The organism is Paenibacillus xylanivorans (genome assembly GCF_001280595.1).
In the GTDB taxonomy this organism is placed as follows: domain Bacteria; phylum Bacillota; class Bacilli; order Paenibacillales; family Paenibacillaceae; genus Paenibacillus; species Paenibacillus xylanivorans.
In genome coordinates this window covers 306,130-321,203 of record NZ_LITU01000059.1, presented here as the reverse complement: position 1 = coordinate 321,203, position 15,074 = coordinate 306,130, and the positions used below count along the sequence as shown (strand labels likewise).

The 15,074-nt window shown below is 45.3% G+C and carries 10 protein-coding genes; 5 read left to right on the top strand and 5 right to left on the bottom strand.

What is annotated here, in order from left to right; all coding sequences use genetic code 11:
• The 3 genes from AMS66_RS14425 to AMS66_RS14415 form a co-directional block, all read right to left on the bottom strand.
• The coding region (locus tag AMS66_RS14425; protein WP_236703400.1) for an ABC transporter substrate-binding protein at window positions 1-1,470 on the bottom strand (1,470 nt) is incomplete at its 3' end.
• 60 nt (window positions 1,471-1,530) lie between these two features.
• Window positions 1,531-3,045 (bottom strand): ABC transporter permease, encoded by a 1,515-nt coding sequence (locus AMS66_RS14420; RefSeq protein WP_053781445.1) that lies wholly within the window; start codon window positions 3,043-3,045, stop codon window positions 1,531-1,533.
• A gap of 12 nt (window positions 3,046-3,057) precedes the next feature.
• Window positions 3,058-4,500 carry an ABC transporter permease gene (locus AMS66_RS14415; protein WP_144424495.1) on the bottom strand — a complete coding sequence of 481 codons (1,443 nt, stop codon included), beginning with the start codon at window positions 4,498-4,500 and terminating at the stop codon, window positions 3,058-3,060.
• 146 nt (window positions 4,501-4,646) lie between these two features.
• On the opposite strand from AMS66_RS14415, the gene AMS66_RS34555 reads away from it, so the two are divergent.
• A complete protein-coding gene (locus tag AMS66_RS34555; RefSeq protein ID WP_053781444.1) occupies window positions 4,647-6,398 on the top strand; it encodes an ABC transporter ATP-binding protein in 1,752 nt (583 codons plus the stop codon).
• A gap of 101 nt (window positions 6,399-6,499) precedes the next feature.
• Here AMS66_RS34555 and AMS66_RS14405 read toward each other — a convergent pair whose 3' ends face one another.
• Window positions 6,500-7,288, bottom strand: a complete 789-nt coding sequence (locus AMS66_RS14405) for a hypothetical protein (RefSeq protein ID WP_053781443.1) — start codon at window positions 7,286-7,288, stop codon at window positions 6,500-6,502.
• A 504-nt stretch (window positions 7,289-7,792) separates the two neighbouring features.
• Here AMS66_RS14405 and AMS66_RS14400 point away from each other — a divergent pair.
• From AMS66_RS14400 to AMS66_RS14385, 4 genes are all read left to right on the top strand, one after another.
• Window positions 7,793-9,250 carry a glycoside hydrolase family 1 protein gene (locus tag AMS66_RS14400; RefSeq protein ID WP_053781442.1) on the top strand — a complete coding sequence of 486 codons (1,458 nt, stop codon included), beginning with the start codon at window positions 7,793-7,795 and terminating at the stop codon, window positions 9,248-9,250.
• A 231-nt stretch (window positions 9,251-9,481) separates the two neighbouring features.
• Complete coding sequence (locus AMS66_RS14395; RefSeq protein WP_053781441.1) at window positions 9,482-10,906, top strand: glycoside hydrolase family 1 protein; 1,425 nt, start codon at window positions 9,482-9,484, stop codon at window positions 10,904-10,906.
• Window positions 10,907-11,140: 234 nt separating this feature from the next.
• The gene (licT, locus tag AMS66_RS14390; protein WP_053781440.1) at window positions 11,141-11,992 is read left to right on the top strand and encodes a BglG family transcription antiterminator LicT; all 852 of its coding nucleotides are present in this window, start codon (window positions 11,141-11,143) and stop codon (window positions 11,990-11,992) included.
• A gap of 128 nt (window positions 11,993-12,120) precedes the next feature.
• Window positions 12,121-14,040, top strand: a complete 1,920-nt coding sequence (locus tag AMS66_RS14385; protein WP_053781439.1) for a beta-glucoside-specific PTS transporter subunit IIABC — start codon at window positions 12,121-12,123, stop codon at window positions 14,038-14,040.
• Between the two features lie 102 nt (window positions 14,041-14,142).
• Here AMS66_RS14385 and AMS66_RS14380 read toward each other — a convergent pair whose 3' ends face one another.
• On the bottom strand, window positions 14,143-15,036 hold the full coding sequence (locus tag AMS66_RS14380; RefSeq protein WP_053781438.1) for a LysR family transcriptional regulator: 894 nt from the start codon (window positions 15,034-15,036) through the stop codon (window positions 14,143-14,145).
• Window positions 15,037-15,074: the final 38 nt, after the last annotated feature.

Here is a 15,074-nt window from a genome sequence, read left to right as displayed (position 1 = left end):
CGAGATGAATCGTACATTCACCTGAGAAATCTTGGGTGCATATTCAGAGGCTTTACGGTAGCCGGGATTATGATAGAATACACCTTCATAATCATTTTTATAAGCCAAGATATATGGGCCGCTGGCATACAGGGTGTTGTTGTACGCCGCACCTTCAGTCACCGTATTCTGATCGCCGTAAGGAATGTCTTTATTCACGTCAAACGATGCCACATCATACGTATTGATGCTCTCCACCTGCTTTTTGGACACAATGCCAGCAGATTGGTGAGCCAGATAGTTCAATACTTGCGGGAAAGGTTCGGTGGTTGTGAGTTTCACGACCTGATATTTGCCGGCAGCGTTATCGGCTTTGTTTTTGTCCGTGACCAGTTCCGAAATTTGGGTGCCAAGCCCTTGTTCCAATGCTTCTTTAACCGAACCTCCGCCACTGGATTGCTGAATGGATTCCAGGGAACTTAGATCAGTTACCAACTCGGCCTCCTTGATATGTTCGTGCAGGCTGTATGTCCGGTGATCCGGTACGGAATCTTTGTTTTTGGCGCGATCGAGGGAGAATATGACGTCATCTGCACCGACTCGTTCACCCGTGTCTACCGCCTTTTTATTATCAATCTTCGCAAAGTTGATATCGTCTCTGAGAATGAAATAATACTCCGAGTTTCCTTCAGCAATACTGAAATTGTGAGAGAGGGAACCCTCTGCTGTAAGCTGATCGTCATCTGTCAGGTTAACGAGACGTACATACATGTTGGTGTTCAGTTGGTTGATGGAACCGTCATTTCCTTTGATCGGGTCAAGGGAAGTCAGGACGGAGGCGCTTTGTGTCAGAATTAATGGTTCTTTTGTATTTTTGGAGCTGTCTTTGAATTCAATGGGTTCCCATGCCATGGCACGGGATTTAGACAAGCGGACGGTGTCTGCATTCAGAATGTCTTTGTTCACAGCCTGACTTTTCAGGGAAATGTACAACGGAGCGATATAGGCTTGATCGGTTACCAAGCGGTCCTCCAATTGTTTATATGTATCCTTGTATTCGTCCGGAGTCTGAGTAGCGGCTTGGTCAATAAGCTTATCGATTTCTTCATCAGCCAGAATGCTGTAGTCTCCGCCAGTTTTGAAAAGAGAACGAAGAGCATAATCCGGATTTCCGGTTACCGTTGTCCAGCTGGACAGCGCAATATCGTAATTGCCTGCATCCTGCTGGGATTTGTAACTGCCGTAATCCGGCTGTAGGTTCAGCTTAACATTGAAGCCATTCTTGGTAAGTTGGTCGCGGATAATGTTCACGTCATTTTCGGAAGAGCTCTGAGCCAGTAATTCGATGTCTACCGGTTTTTGGTTTTGCGTATTTTCCGATGTATCCGACGGTGCGGTTTCTGACTGGGATTCCGTCTTGGTCTTCACATTGCAACCGGAGACCACAAGGACAAGAATTAATAGTAGTGAAATCAACATACGTTTTTTCATGAAAATACCTCCAGATAAGTTCATATTCAATGGAATTCAAATTGAGTTGAATGCGGTAAGTCAGGCCTTTTCCAGCTTCGGATCAAGCGCATCGCGCAATCCGTCTCCAAGAAAGTTGAACGAGAGCACGAGCAGAATGATCGCCAGACCTGGATAGATGGCCAGATACGAATGGGTTTCCAGATACGTGCTTCCCAGCTTGAGAATGTTGCCCCACTCGGGAATATGCGGCTCTACGCCGAGTCCCAGATAACTTAAACTGCTGGTGGCAATGACCGCTCCGCCGATAGTGAGTGTAGACTTGATAATCATCGGTGCGAGCGAATTCGGAATAATATGTTTAAAAATAATGGAACGATTGTTGTAACCCAGCGCACGTGCAGCTTCAACAAATTCAAAAGTAGATACATAGAGCACACTTGCCCTCATGGTTCGTGCATAGGTTGGGATCGAGCCCAGGCTGAGCGCTAGAATAAGATTGACCGTATTGGCTCCGAACGCCGCAATGATGGCGATAGCGAGCAGAATACCCGGAATGGCATAGAGAATATCCAGCAGTCGCATGATGATATTGTCTGTGTGTCTTCCGTAGAATCCCGAGAATGCTCCGAGAATACCGCCAATCAATACCGGAATCAGGGTGGACATGAATCCCACGATCAACGATATACGGGCACCGAATACAATCCGAGAAAATAAACATCGTCCAAAGTCATCTGTTCCCAAGGGATAGGCGAGCGATGGAGACTGAAGCAAGGCCGAGTAGTTATTTTCTACAGCCATGCTGTAATCAAAAGTAAAGAAGCTGCAAATGGATATCGAGAACAGGAAAATGATAAAAAACAAACCGGACATGGCCGTGACATTCGGAGCGAGACGCTCCCATAGATCATTCCAGAAGTTGGATTTTTGTTTACCCTGTCTGCGGATTCGTCCAATGATGGAAATACCCAGCAGCAGTGCGAACACATTCCCTGTGACCGAACTCAGGATCAGTATCGTACTCACGCCCAGCATCCAGCGCGGGATGATCGAGCCTGAGGTATACCGGGATACGATAAACAGCACCACCAGATCAATGACAAGAATAAATACCAGCACAGCCATGGCTGGCAAGAACGTATCCGCAACATACGGTTTGAACATATTGAGTGCTGAAACCCCAATAACGAACAACTGGGTCAGCAGCATATACACCGCAAATGTATACTCAATGCTCTTCGTCTTCTTGATCAGGTGAAAAGCGGCCGTTACGATAAAGATATTGCCTGAAACAATAGCCAGAAGCTGGACCCAGGCGAGTCTGCGAGTCAGTACAGAGATTGCCCCCTGCCGAATCAGGTCTCTCCGAATCAGGAGCGTTAGCAGACTCTGGACCACCGTGAAAAATAAATAGATAACGAGTGCTGTCAGCAGAAATGGCTTGAACACCTGAAGACTCCAGTCATAAATGTTGAACAACAGTAACACCGACAAGAGAAGGGAAGTGACCCAGGCGAAGCTTGCCTGGCTGTACTCCTGTGACGATTTAAGTCGAAAGCGTATTTCTTGAGATAAGGAACCCGATTTTGTCATCATGCACCTGCTTTAATATTGTTTCATCTTGGAACGTACCCGCGGATCAATAAAAGCGTAGAGAAGATCTACTACCACATTAATAATAGAGATTGTGATCGCCGTGTAAACTACTCCGCCCATAATACTCGGAATATCGGGTATGAATTGTTTATCCACAATGTAGCTGCCGAGTCCGCTAATATTAAACACTTTCTCCGTTACTGCCGCGCCACCCAGCATGCCTCCGAATTGCAGGCCAACCACGGTCACAATCGGAATTAATGCATTGCGTACTGCGTGTTTCAGCATGACATGTCGTTCGCTTAACCCTTTTGCACGGGCAGTCATCACGTAGTCTTCATGAATGACTTCCAGCGTGGAAGAACGGGTCATGCGGGCTACTGCAGCGGTTAATCCGGTTCCCAGAACTATCGTGGGCATAATAATAGAGAGCCAGTTCTGCGGATTGAAGGTAGCGGGAAGCCACTGCAGCTTGATTGAGAAATTCAGGATGAAAATAAGTCCCTGCCAGAAATTCGGAATGGATAATCCGATCAATGCAATAAACATGAACGTATAATCAAACAGTGAATTGGGCTTAATCGCCGAGATGATGCCGATGGGCAAGGCAATGACAAGGGCAAGCAACAAGGAGATAACGGCCAGCGTTAACGTGATTGGGAACTTTCTGGCTATCGTAGCCGTGACATCTTCATTCCCTGAAAAAGATTTGCCGAGATCAAATAGCGCTATGCCCTTGATATTGTTCCAGAGCTGGACAAGATAGGGTTGATCCAGGCCGTACACATGATTAAAAGCTGTGATCTGTTCCTGTGTCGCTGTCTCTCCTAGAATGTTGGCCGCCGGATTGAATGGAGACAGGTATAAGATGGTGAAGACAAGTGTAGCTACACCCAGAATGACGAATACCGTCATCAGAATTCTTTCGAATATGTACTTTAGATAAGGATTGCCATACAAAAACATCATGGCGTACATGAGGCAGCCCGGAATAACCGATACCGCAAGAAACCACGGTTTATCAATTAGGGATTGGAATGTATCGGTCATTGTCAGGCGCTGCTTTCCCTGTTCCTCAAGTTTGCGGGAAATTCGTTCCTGCAATTCCTTCTGAACTGATTCCTCCAGCCACTCTTCCGTCTGACGCGTAAACTCAACCTCACTAACTTGTTGCTGAAAGAAACGATGTTTACGCTTCAACTGTTCTTCCACGTCCGTCCGAAGCTTATCCCGGTAAGCAGTGGAGAGCATATCATGCTCAACAGCCTGTTGAACCAGGGCCCAGCCATCCCTTTTTCGTCTGTGTTGCCAGATTAGAAGCACAACCAAATTAACGGGCAACCCGAGAATAAAGAGAACATATCGATAGGAGGGATGAAGCAGCATTTTGCCATAAATAAATCCCAGGGTGTATACAAGCTGTGACATTTTGCTGCCTTTTGCAAGATTCAAACCATGCGAGCCTCCTTTCATCTTATTTTAAATTGCATTATTCCGATTGATATAGTATATATTATTTAGAGTCTATTCAATTGTCAAGGTATGGAAGAGTATACATATGAGCACATGTGAAAATATGGATGAGGGCTGGTGATCACATGCAACCTTTGCTGAAAGTAAATGAGTTGTCCGTTTCTTTTCATTCCGGAGAGAGTGAATTTCAGGCGGTGAAGGAAGTCAGTTTTGAAGTACGAAAAGGGGAAACTCTTGGCATTGTAGGGGAATCCGGCAGTGGAAAGAGTGTTACGGCACGTTCCATTATGAGACTACTTGCATCTCCTCCTTCTCAAATGAAAAAGGGTGAGATCCTGTTTAAAGGGGTAGATTTGGTCCATAAAACGCAAAAAGAGATGGAGAGTATTCGTGGCCGTGATATCGGCATGATCTTTCAGGACCCTATGAGCTCTCTTAATCCGACTATTAAAATAGGGAAACAGATCACCGAAAGTCTGATTAAACATCAGAAGCTTTCTAGAAGGGAAGCGAAGAAGCAGGCGATTGCCATGCTGGAGCTGGTTGGTATCACCCGGAGTGATATACGTTTCAATCAGTATCCACATGAATTCTCCGGAGGTATGCGTCAGCGGGTGATGATTGCCATAGCTCTTGCCTGCCGTCCTGAATTGCTGATTGCGGATGAACCCACAACTGCGCTTGATGTTACCATTCAGGCCCAAATTCTTAATTTGATGAAAGATATGCAAGCACGGCTGGGCACTTCTATTATTCTGATTACTCATGATCTCGGAGTAGTAGCAGGCATGTGTGATCGGGTTGTGGTCATGAAAGACGGGCAGATTGTAGAATCCGGGACAACTACAGAGATTTTTGCAAATCCGAAGCATCCATACACCTCCAGACTGCTGAATGCATTGCCTCGACTGGATGAGAAGAAAAAGCCGAAACTCGTTTCGTTAGTCCCACGCGATCTGGAGGATGATCAGCCTTTACTGGAAGTGAAGTCGCTCAGACAACATTTTAATCTGGGTAAAGGCAACACCTTAAAAGCTGTGAACGATATCAGTTTCGAGATTCGCCAGGGGGAGACACTTGGGGTCGTGGGTGAATCTGGTAGCGGGAAATCCACGACAGGTCGAGCCATTCTGAGACTGCATGAGCCCACAGGTGGAGATGTGCTGTTCAAGGGTGTGCCGCTCAATCGTCTGTCTGCCGCTGAGATGAAAACGATGAGACGTCATATGCAGATTATTTTCCAGGACCCGTATGCCTCGCTGAATCCCAAGTTTAGAATCATGGACATTATTGGGGAAGCCTTGGATATTCATCATCTTGCCAGCAGTCCTGCTGAGCGGGAAAAGCGTGTGGAGGAATTGCTGGAGATGGTCGGTCTCGATCCGGCTCATGCCCAGCGCTATCCCCATGAATTTTCGGGTGGACAACGGCAACGGATCGGAATCGCTCGTGCGCTGGCTGTGGAACCTGAATTTATTGTATGTGACGAGCCTTTGTCTGCGCTGGATGTGTCCATTCAGGCTCAGATCGTACAGCTGCTTGAAGAGCTGCAGCAGCGACTTGGTCTGACATACCTGTTCATCGCACATGACCTGTCCATGGTTAAACATATCAGTGATCGTGTTGCTGTGATGTATAACGGGAAGATTGTGGAGTTAGCAGAAAGTGAGGAGCTATATTCGAACCCTCAGCATGCGTACACAAAGGCATTGTTATCGGCCATTCCGGTTCCTGACCCGGCTGTGGAGGCGAAGAAAAAACGTCATCCTGTGAGCGAAACACCGAGAGAGACAGTAGAAGTGGAAGACCGCTATAATCTGGAACAGTCCCGATGGGTGGAAGTGAAAGAGGGACATTGGGTGGCAATTTCCGGATAGGGTGAAACTTTCAACTTCAACATAAAAGGAACCCCGGCAGTGATCTGTGGAAGATCATTGTGCGGGGTTCTATTCCATGCCAAGCAGGCACAGTGGATATATTATTTGAACTGAACAGATTTCTTAATAGTATCGATCTCGGCTTTTGTTTTATCATCCAGATATGTGAAGATGAAGTTAAACGCATAACCTTCAATAATCGTACTGTAGTAATCTTGCGTAATGGTTGAACCATTGCCCGCATCCATCGTGATTTGCATCAGGTCCATCTCTTTGCCGCCGATGGTTTCGGTTGTGAATTCTTTGTATTCATAAGGGAACTGGTTGTCCACCATGAATTTCTTCGTTGCTTCCAGATAATCTTTACCTGTGCGAATGCCTTGCAGCAGGCTTACTTTTTCAGCAATCGCCATAGCAGAAGGACCAACTTGTCCTCCATCCAATGGATATTGTGAAGCCATCAGCAAGTTCAGTGTTTTGGCTTGAGATAGTTCAATTTGTTTTTTCTTCGTTTCATCGTCGCCAGCTATAGCTTCGGACGAAGCACTGGTCAGCTCGTTCATGCCATCTCCATCCTGGAATTCCCAAGCTTCCGGAAATTTCAGTGATACACCGAAATAGTCATTGTTATAAGAGCCTTGTTCCGTTGTTCCCAATTCAACGTCTTTGGAGTTATCTGCTACCTTGGACTCGGAAGAGGATGCTTCTAAGCTTTCTGTGTTCTCCGTATCTTCCGTCTTTGCTGTATCTGTATCTGTGCCGGCAGTGGTTTCCGTAGGAACGGATTCATTGGTCTTGGCGTTGTTATCTGCTTTGTTGCCGCAGGCTGCAGCCACCAGCAGAATCATAATTAACATGGCAAAAAATGAAGCTTTTTTTGGAATAGACATATTACCCTCCTGAAAATGTGTGTGTTCTCTTTTTCTCTCTCTAATCATGCGTACCTAAAAATCTTAGCACGGATGTTCGTGTGTACCACATATAGGAATCTATAGGGGTACCTTTATAGATAAGACAGACGGCAGGCTATTGAAACAGCTTCCGTGCTGGATTGCACACCTAATGTGTTGAAAATCACTTTTTTATGATGATTTACAGTACATGAGTATGAAAGGGGAATATCATGGTCTGCGAATGGATGGAGTGGAAAGTTGATTTTGCAAAATAGATATGTTACGCTTACATTACAAAAGAAAAACAACAGAATAAACAATAACATCTTTTGATGGATTGTAACTGTGAAGACAGGCAAAACCTAAACTGATGGTGAAATGAAGGCTCTTTTTTTGCGAGCTATTTTACCTTGAGTTTAGGTTTTTCTTGTTTTTTGGCCTGAAATACAGCCACTTTATCCCGGAAAAACCCAAATAAAATTCGAAAAGAGGTTGTTCGTTATGACCACGGCAAAAAAAGGATTCCCCGAAAACTTCCTGTGGGGAGGCGCTACAGCTGCCAACCAATTGGAAGGTGCATTCGATCAGGACGGCAAAGGTCTCTCTACTGCAGATATGATTGCGCATGTTCCCAAAGAGAAGCGTACAGGTGGACACGCCATGGAAATCTCCTCTACACGAATTGAAGAGATTCTCTCCGGCAAAATTGAAGAACGTTTCCCTAAACGTTTTGGAATTGATTTCTACCATCATTATAAAGAAGATATCGCGTTGTTTGCCGAAATGGGCTTCAAGGTATTCCGTTTGTCCATTCACTGGGCACGTATTTTCCCGAACGGTTACGATCAAGAGCCGAACGAAGCTGGCTTGAAATTCTATGATGACGTCTTCGACGAATTGTTGAAGTATGGCATTGAACCGTTGGTAACCTTGTCTCACTACGAAACTCCGCTGGGTCTGACACAGAAATACAATGGTTGGGCAGGTCGTGAAGTGATTGGGCACTATGTGAGATATGCAGAAACCGTGTTCAACCGTTATAAAAATAAAGTGAAATACTGGCTGACGTTTAATGAAATTAACGTGATGTTGTTTAGCCCATACACTGGCGGCGGTATCCTGATCGATAAAGTGGACAACCAATTGCTAACGACGTATCAAGCTCTGCATCACCAATTTGTAGCAAGTGCACTGGTAACCAAGCTTGCACATGAGATTATTCCTGGTTCCCAAGTGGGCTGTATGCTCGCTCGTATGGAAACGTACCCGGCGACTTGTAACCCGGTAGATGTTCGACTGGCGCAACATGAGAATCAGATTAACCTCTTCTTCACGGATATGCATGCTCGTGGTCAATACCCGAACTACATGGCTCGTTATTTTGAAGAAAACAACATCGTGATTCAGAAAGAAGCAGGCGATGATGAGATCTTGCTGAACAATACCGTTGATTTCATTTCTTTCAGTTACTACATGTCCGTAACCAAATCTGCATCGGCAGACAAAGAAGAAACAACAGGTAACCTGACTGGTGGCGTCAAAAACCCTTATCTCGAAGCTTCAGATTGGGGTTGGGAGATCGATCCAATTGGTCTGCGCGTAACGTTGAATAACTTCTGGGATCGTTACCAAAAACCATTGTTTATTGTTGAGAATGGTCTGGGTGCATATGATCGCGTGGAAGAGGATGGTTCCATTCATGACTCCTACCGCGTGGATTATCTGAAAAAACACATCGAACAAATGAAAGAAGCAATCAAAGACGGTGTGAATCTGATTGGATTTACAGCATGGGGCCCGATTGACCTCGTGAGCATGTCCACGTCAGAAATGTCCAAACGTTATGGATTCATCTATGTCGATCTGGACGACGAAGGTAACGGAACACTTAAACGTTCGAAGAAAGATTCGTTTGACTGGTACAAAAACGTAATCGCCAGCAATGGTGAGCAGCTGTAATTTGGTCTGATTCCTGTATCTTGAAACCGGATCTCTTCAAATAACTGGGCTATTCGGGATTGTTACCGTATAAAGCGGGCAAAACCCAACATAAAGCTGGGCCATTCCGTGATCATCTGATCTAAAGCCCTTTATGTTGGCGAGTTGTCCGCTTTTTGATGTGCTCACGGGCATAGGGTCAACTGTTTTAACAAAGAATGAACATAACGTAATCAGAGAGGAATGACAGAGATGACAACACCATTTCCGAAGGATTTTCTATGGGGCGGCGCAGTTGCAGCCAATCAGCTCGAAGGAGCCTACAATACGGATGGCAAAGGCCTGTCTGTTCAGGATGTAATGCCGCATGGGATTACGACGCCAAGAACGGAAGGACCGACAGAGGATAACCTGAAATTGATTGGTATCGATTTCTACAACCGCTACAAAGAGGATGTTAAGCTGTTTGCTGAGATGGGCTTCAAAGTGTTCCGTACCTCCATCGCCTGGTCCCGTATTTTTCCTAAAGGTGATGAAATGGAGCCAAACGAAAAAGGTCTGCAGTTCTATGATGACCTGTTTGACGAGTGCCACAAATACGGGATTGAACCGCTCGTAACGATCTCTCATTATGAGACACCACTGCATTTGTCCAAAACGTATGACGGCTGGGTTAACCGTAAAATGATTGAGTTCTACGAGCGTTATGTAACCGTTTTGTTTAACCGTTTCAAAGGCAAAGTGAAGTACTGGCTGACATTCAACGAAATTAACTCCATTCTGGAAGAACCATTCATGAGCGGCGGCATCTTCACGCCAAAAGCGGAACTGTCCAAGCAGGAACTGTACCAGGCGATCCACCATGAGCTGGTGGCAAGTGCGCTGGCGGTCAAACTGGGTCATGAGATTATGCCTGAAGCCAAAATTGGCTGTATGGTACTCAGCATGCCAACCTATCCACTGACACCGAATCCGGATGATGTGGTTGCTGCAATGCATGCAGAACAGCGTAATGACATCTTTGCCGATATTCATGCACGTGGCTATTATCCGAAATACATCAATCGTTACTTCAAAGCGAATAATATCAACATCAAGTTTGAAGATGGCGATGCTGAAATCCTGAAACATACGGTGGACTTCATCTCGTTCAGTTACTATGTAAGTATTTGTGAGACAGGTGACCCACAGAAGCGTGTTGAAGGCAAAGGAAATCTGTTTGCAGGTGTACAGAACCCTTATCTCAAAGCAAGTGAATGGGGCTGGCAGATTGATCCGCAAGGCCTGCGCGTGACGCTGAATAAATACTGGGATCGTTATCAAAAACCGCTGTTTATTGTCGAAAATGGTTTGGGTGCAGCAGATGAGCTGATCACAGACGAAAATGGAAATAAAACGGTGAATGATGATTACCGGATTCAATATCTGAATGATCACTTGGTACAAGTGGGTGAAGCGATTGAAGACGGCGTTGAAGTTATGGGTTATACCTCATGGGGCTGCATCGATCTGGTGAGTGCATCAACAGCAGAGATGAAGAAACGTTACGGCTTCATATATGTGGATCGCAACAACGATGGATCGGGTACATTGAATCGTTACAAGAAAAAATCATTCCATTGGTACAAAGAAGTTATTGGTTCAAACGGCGCAAGTCTAAAATCCGATAACCATTAATTTCTGGTTCCAAAGACATATGTGGGAAGTATCTTCTTGTGTCATATTCAAGCATATTAACCGCTTTCACAAAAACATTGTCAGATGGATAATTATATGGTAAGATGGGCCTAGGGCTAATGAATACTGGATTGTTACTGTTCAATCAGGCAAAACCAGAAGCGGGGCATGTGTTTTATGACCTGTTTTGGTTTTGCCTTTTACTACTTTGACGGTGCAAGGTGATGTGAAGAAATGAAAATTGAGAAGGTGCTGAACAACAACGTAGTTACTGTGATTGATCCGGGAGGAAACGAACTGGTCGTCATGGGACGAGGCATAGCCTTCAAAAAGCATACTGGTGAAACGATAGACGACAGTCTGGTCGAAAAAATATTCTCATTGGAAAGCAAGGAAGTATCGCAGAAACTGAAAACGCTTCTGTCTGATATTCCAGTTGAATATGTTGAATGCTCGGATGAGATTATCCGTTACGCCGAGACCGTATTGGGTGAGAAGCTTCATGAGAGCATCTACATTTCACTTACGGATCATATTCATTTTGCCATTGACCGGCATCGTCAAGGCTTGCAGATTCGTAACGCATTATTCTGGGAGATCAAGCGCATGTACCGCAAGGAATATGCCATTGGGCTCAAGGCGCTTCAGATTATTGAAGAAACATTGGGTGTCCTGCTTCCTGAAGACGAATGCGCATTCATCGCTATGCATCTGGTTAATGCCCAGATGAACGGTGAGATGAGGGAAACCATCAGTATTACGAATATCGTTAAAGATATACTCAACATCGTACGACGCAGCTTTGTCATTGAGCTGGATGAGGATTCGCTGAGTTATTATCGATTCCTGACACATTTGAAGTTCTTTGCTCAGCGTGTACTACACGGTACAGCGATTGAAGATAAGGAAGCAGATAATCCGCTTCATGATCTGGTGAGCAAACAATATCCTGAGGCACATGCTTGTGCTTGTAAGATTAACGACTATACTCGCAAGATCTATAGCCGGGTCTTATCCAAGGAAGAAATCTTATATCTGACGATTCATATTGAACGAGTTGTCAGAACTGAACAAACAATCGAATAAATTGGGATTGTTACTGCAAAAAAGGCAAAACCTAAACGTTGAATAATGATAAGCTGAAACTGCTTTGTCATTATTCAGTGTTTAGGTTTTTTTTTAACCTTCATTACACATAAAAGGAGCAAAACACAATGGATAAACAGCAATTGTCCAAGGATATTCTGAAGCTTGTTGGTGGCGAAGAGAACATCGATCAAGTCACACACTGTATGACAAGACTCCGGTTTAACCTGAATGACAACAAAAAAGCGGACAAAGCGACGCTGAAAAATACACCTGGCGTTATGGGCGTTATGGAGAATGGCGGTCAGTTCCAGGTCATTATCGGGAACGATGTGCCTGTTGTGTATAATGCACTTGTAGGCAACATGTCCAAATCACCGAATGCAGACGCTGGATCAGCCGGTGCTTCGACTGGGGAGAAGAAAAAGAGAAATCCAGTAAGTGCATTGTTCGACTTTATTTCCGGAATATTTACGCCGATTCTGCCAGCGATTACGGGTGCCGGTATGATCAAAGGGATCGTGGCGATTCTGGTAGCTCTAAAGTGGTTGTCCGATACAAGCTCAACCTATATCATTTTGTCCGCTATTGGAGATGGTGCATTCTACTTCCTGCCGATCATTCTGGCGATCAGTGCCGCACGTAAGCTGGGTAGCAATATGTATATTGCTGCAGCGCTTGCAGCGGGGATTATGCACCCGACGATTACGGCGTTGCTGCTCAATGGTGACACTACATTTGTGGGCATTAAGGTTATAGCAGCAACCTATTCTTCTACGGTTATTCCGATTATTCTCGCAATCTGGATTGCATCCTATGTGGAGAGAGCGGTTGATCGTGTTACACATGCTTCGCTTAAGCTTTTAATTGTTCCAACAGTTACCCTGTTGATTATGGTTCCTCTGACTTTGATGACGGTTGGACCATTGGGTACGGTGCTTGGTAACGGCTTGTCAGGTGGTATTTCCTGGTTGTTCGACAACATGTCTATCTTCGCAAGTATCTTGATTGGTGGTACGATGTCACTGCTAATCATTACAGGAATGCACTATGCACTGTTGCCGATCATTGTTGGTTCGATGACTTCATTGGGTTACGATTTTATTATTCCTCTGATGTTTGCAGCTAACCTGGCACAAGGTGGTGCAGCATTTGGTGTTGGTCTTAGATCGAAAAATGGTAAAACTAAATCTCTCGCTTATTCCACAGGTCTTACGGCTATTATGGGGATTACGGAACCAGCAATGTACGGGATCAATATGAAGTTCAAAAAACCATTTATTGCAGCCCTGATCGGTGGAGCTGTTGCAGGTGGATTCATGGGGATCGTCAATGTTAAAGCTTATGTACTTACAGGTCTAGTGGGTCTGCCAAGTATCGCAGCATTTATCAGTCCAGCAATTAGCACGCTCATCTATGCTCTGGTTGGTGGTGTGATTGCAATCATCGCTGCAGCAGTACTGACGTACATCCTTGGTTTCCAAGAAGATAGTGCTCCACAATCGACTGAAATGGCACCATCTGCTGAGCCTGCAACACCAGCAGCAACGACTTCTGCTTCCGCAGTAACGGCTATTGAAGAAACCAAAGCATTGGATCAAGACGTATTTAGCCCAATTACTGGTGAAGTTAAATCGCTGAGCGAAGTTCCAGACCCTGCATTCTCGGAAGAGATTATGGGTAGAGGTTTTGCAATTCAGCCGTCCGAAGGTCGTGTGGTTTCTCCAATCAACGGAACGGTATTCTCGCTGTCGAAGAGTGGACACGCTATCGGTTTGGTCAGTGAGAATGGCGCTGAGATGCTGATTCACATTGGGATTGATACCGTGAAACTGAAAGGTCAATTCTTCTCCCCTAAAGTTCAAGCTGGAGCGAAGGTTGCCGTTGGTGATGTACTCATGGAATTCGATCGGGAAGAAATTGAAAAAGCTGGCTATACCACGATCACTCCGGTAATCGTTACGAACATGCATCAATACAATTCAATTGAGTCTGCCGGACGTACAGCGATTAAAGAACAAGAATTGTTGTTCACGGCAAAAGCTTAACGAATATCCAAAAGCAGCAGTCTATCCGGAAGGAATTCCGGTAAGGCTGCTGCTTTGTTATTGGTATAGGCGATATCTCCCATGGATAATATCTGCTATATCCTAAACCAAGCGGGAAGGCAGAAGCTCCTGAACCAATTGCACAAAGTGCTGCGCAGGTTTGGACAGATGACGATTGCGATGCCACACAAGCGCAGAATCTACGGTGGATTGCGCATCCTGGATACGATAAACATGGAACGGATGCTCATGATAGAGCTGCAATACCGTATGGGGTACGATAGAGCTTGCAAAACCGAGTCTTACCAGTTCCAGCAACATGTTAATATCCGAGCATTCGCCTGCAATGGAAGGATTTACGTGATGCTCACGAAATTTCTGCAGTATCAGTTCGAACATCCCGAGTCCTTCGGTACTGGGAAGCAGGAGAGGGATGTCAGCCAGCTTTTGAAAATAAATTCCGCTCTCATCCGCTGATTTCAGTGGTGTGGAGGAAATATAAAAGAGAGCTTCCTGCGGTAGATGCAGCACTTCATATTGCTCTGTGTGGACAGGCATTCGTACACAAGCGAGCTCAATTTTACCTTCGCCCAAGAGCTGGCAGAGCTGTGCAGATTCATTTTGCTGAATTTTATAGGTCACCTGGGGGTGTGTTGTCCGAAATTGCTGGAGCGCTTGCGGAATCAAACGATCTGAAATGGTATTAATGCCAAGTGATAGCTTACCGCGAATGCCATAGCGGAAGCTCTGCATCTCCATGACAGCTTCCTCCATGTATTTGGTCATCGTCACCGCATAATCATAGAAGCTTCGGCCGGCCTGCGTCAGCTCCATACTGCGCCCTTTGCGTTCAAACAAAGCCACGCCAAGCTCATCTTCCATCAGCTTGAGCTGCTGGCTTAGAGGAGGCTGGGCCATGTGTAATCTGCGCGCTGCCGCCGTGATCTGTCTCTCCTCGGCAATCGCGATGAAATAGCGACATTGTTTGATATCCACGTGTGTTCTCCTTATGTGCAGCGATATGTTTTTCGTAT

Coding starts and splice junctions, on each gene's coding strand:
- AMS66_RS14420 (WP_053781445.1), bottom strand. CDS start 3,045: ATGACAAAATCGGGTTCCTTATCTCAAGAAATACGCTTTCGACTTAAA.
- AMS66_RS34555 (WP_053781444.1), top strand. CDS start 4,647: ATGCAACCTTTGCTGAAAGTAAATGAGTTGTCCGTTTCTTTTCATTCC.
- AMS66_RS14405 (WP_053781443.1), bottom strand. CDS start 7,288: ATGTCTATTCCAAAAAAAGCTTCATTTTTTGCCATGTTAATTATGATT.
- AMS66_RS14400 (WP_053781442.1), top strand. CDS start 7,793: ATGACCACGGCAAAAAAAGGATTCCCCGAAAACTTCCTGTGGGGAGGC.
- AMS66_RS14395 (WP_053781441.1), top strand. CDS start 9,482: ATGACAACACCATTTCCGAAGGATTTTCTATGGGGCGGCGCAGTTGCA.
- licT (WP_053781440.1), top strand. CDS start 11,141: ATGAAAATTGAGAAGGTGCTGAACAACAACGTAGTTACTGTGATTGAT.
- AMS66_RS14385 (WP_053781439.1), top strand. CDS start 12,121: ATGGATAAACAGCAATTGTCCAAGGATATTCTGAAGCTTGTTGGTGGC.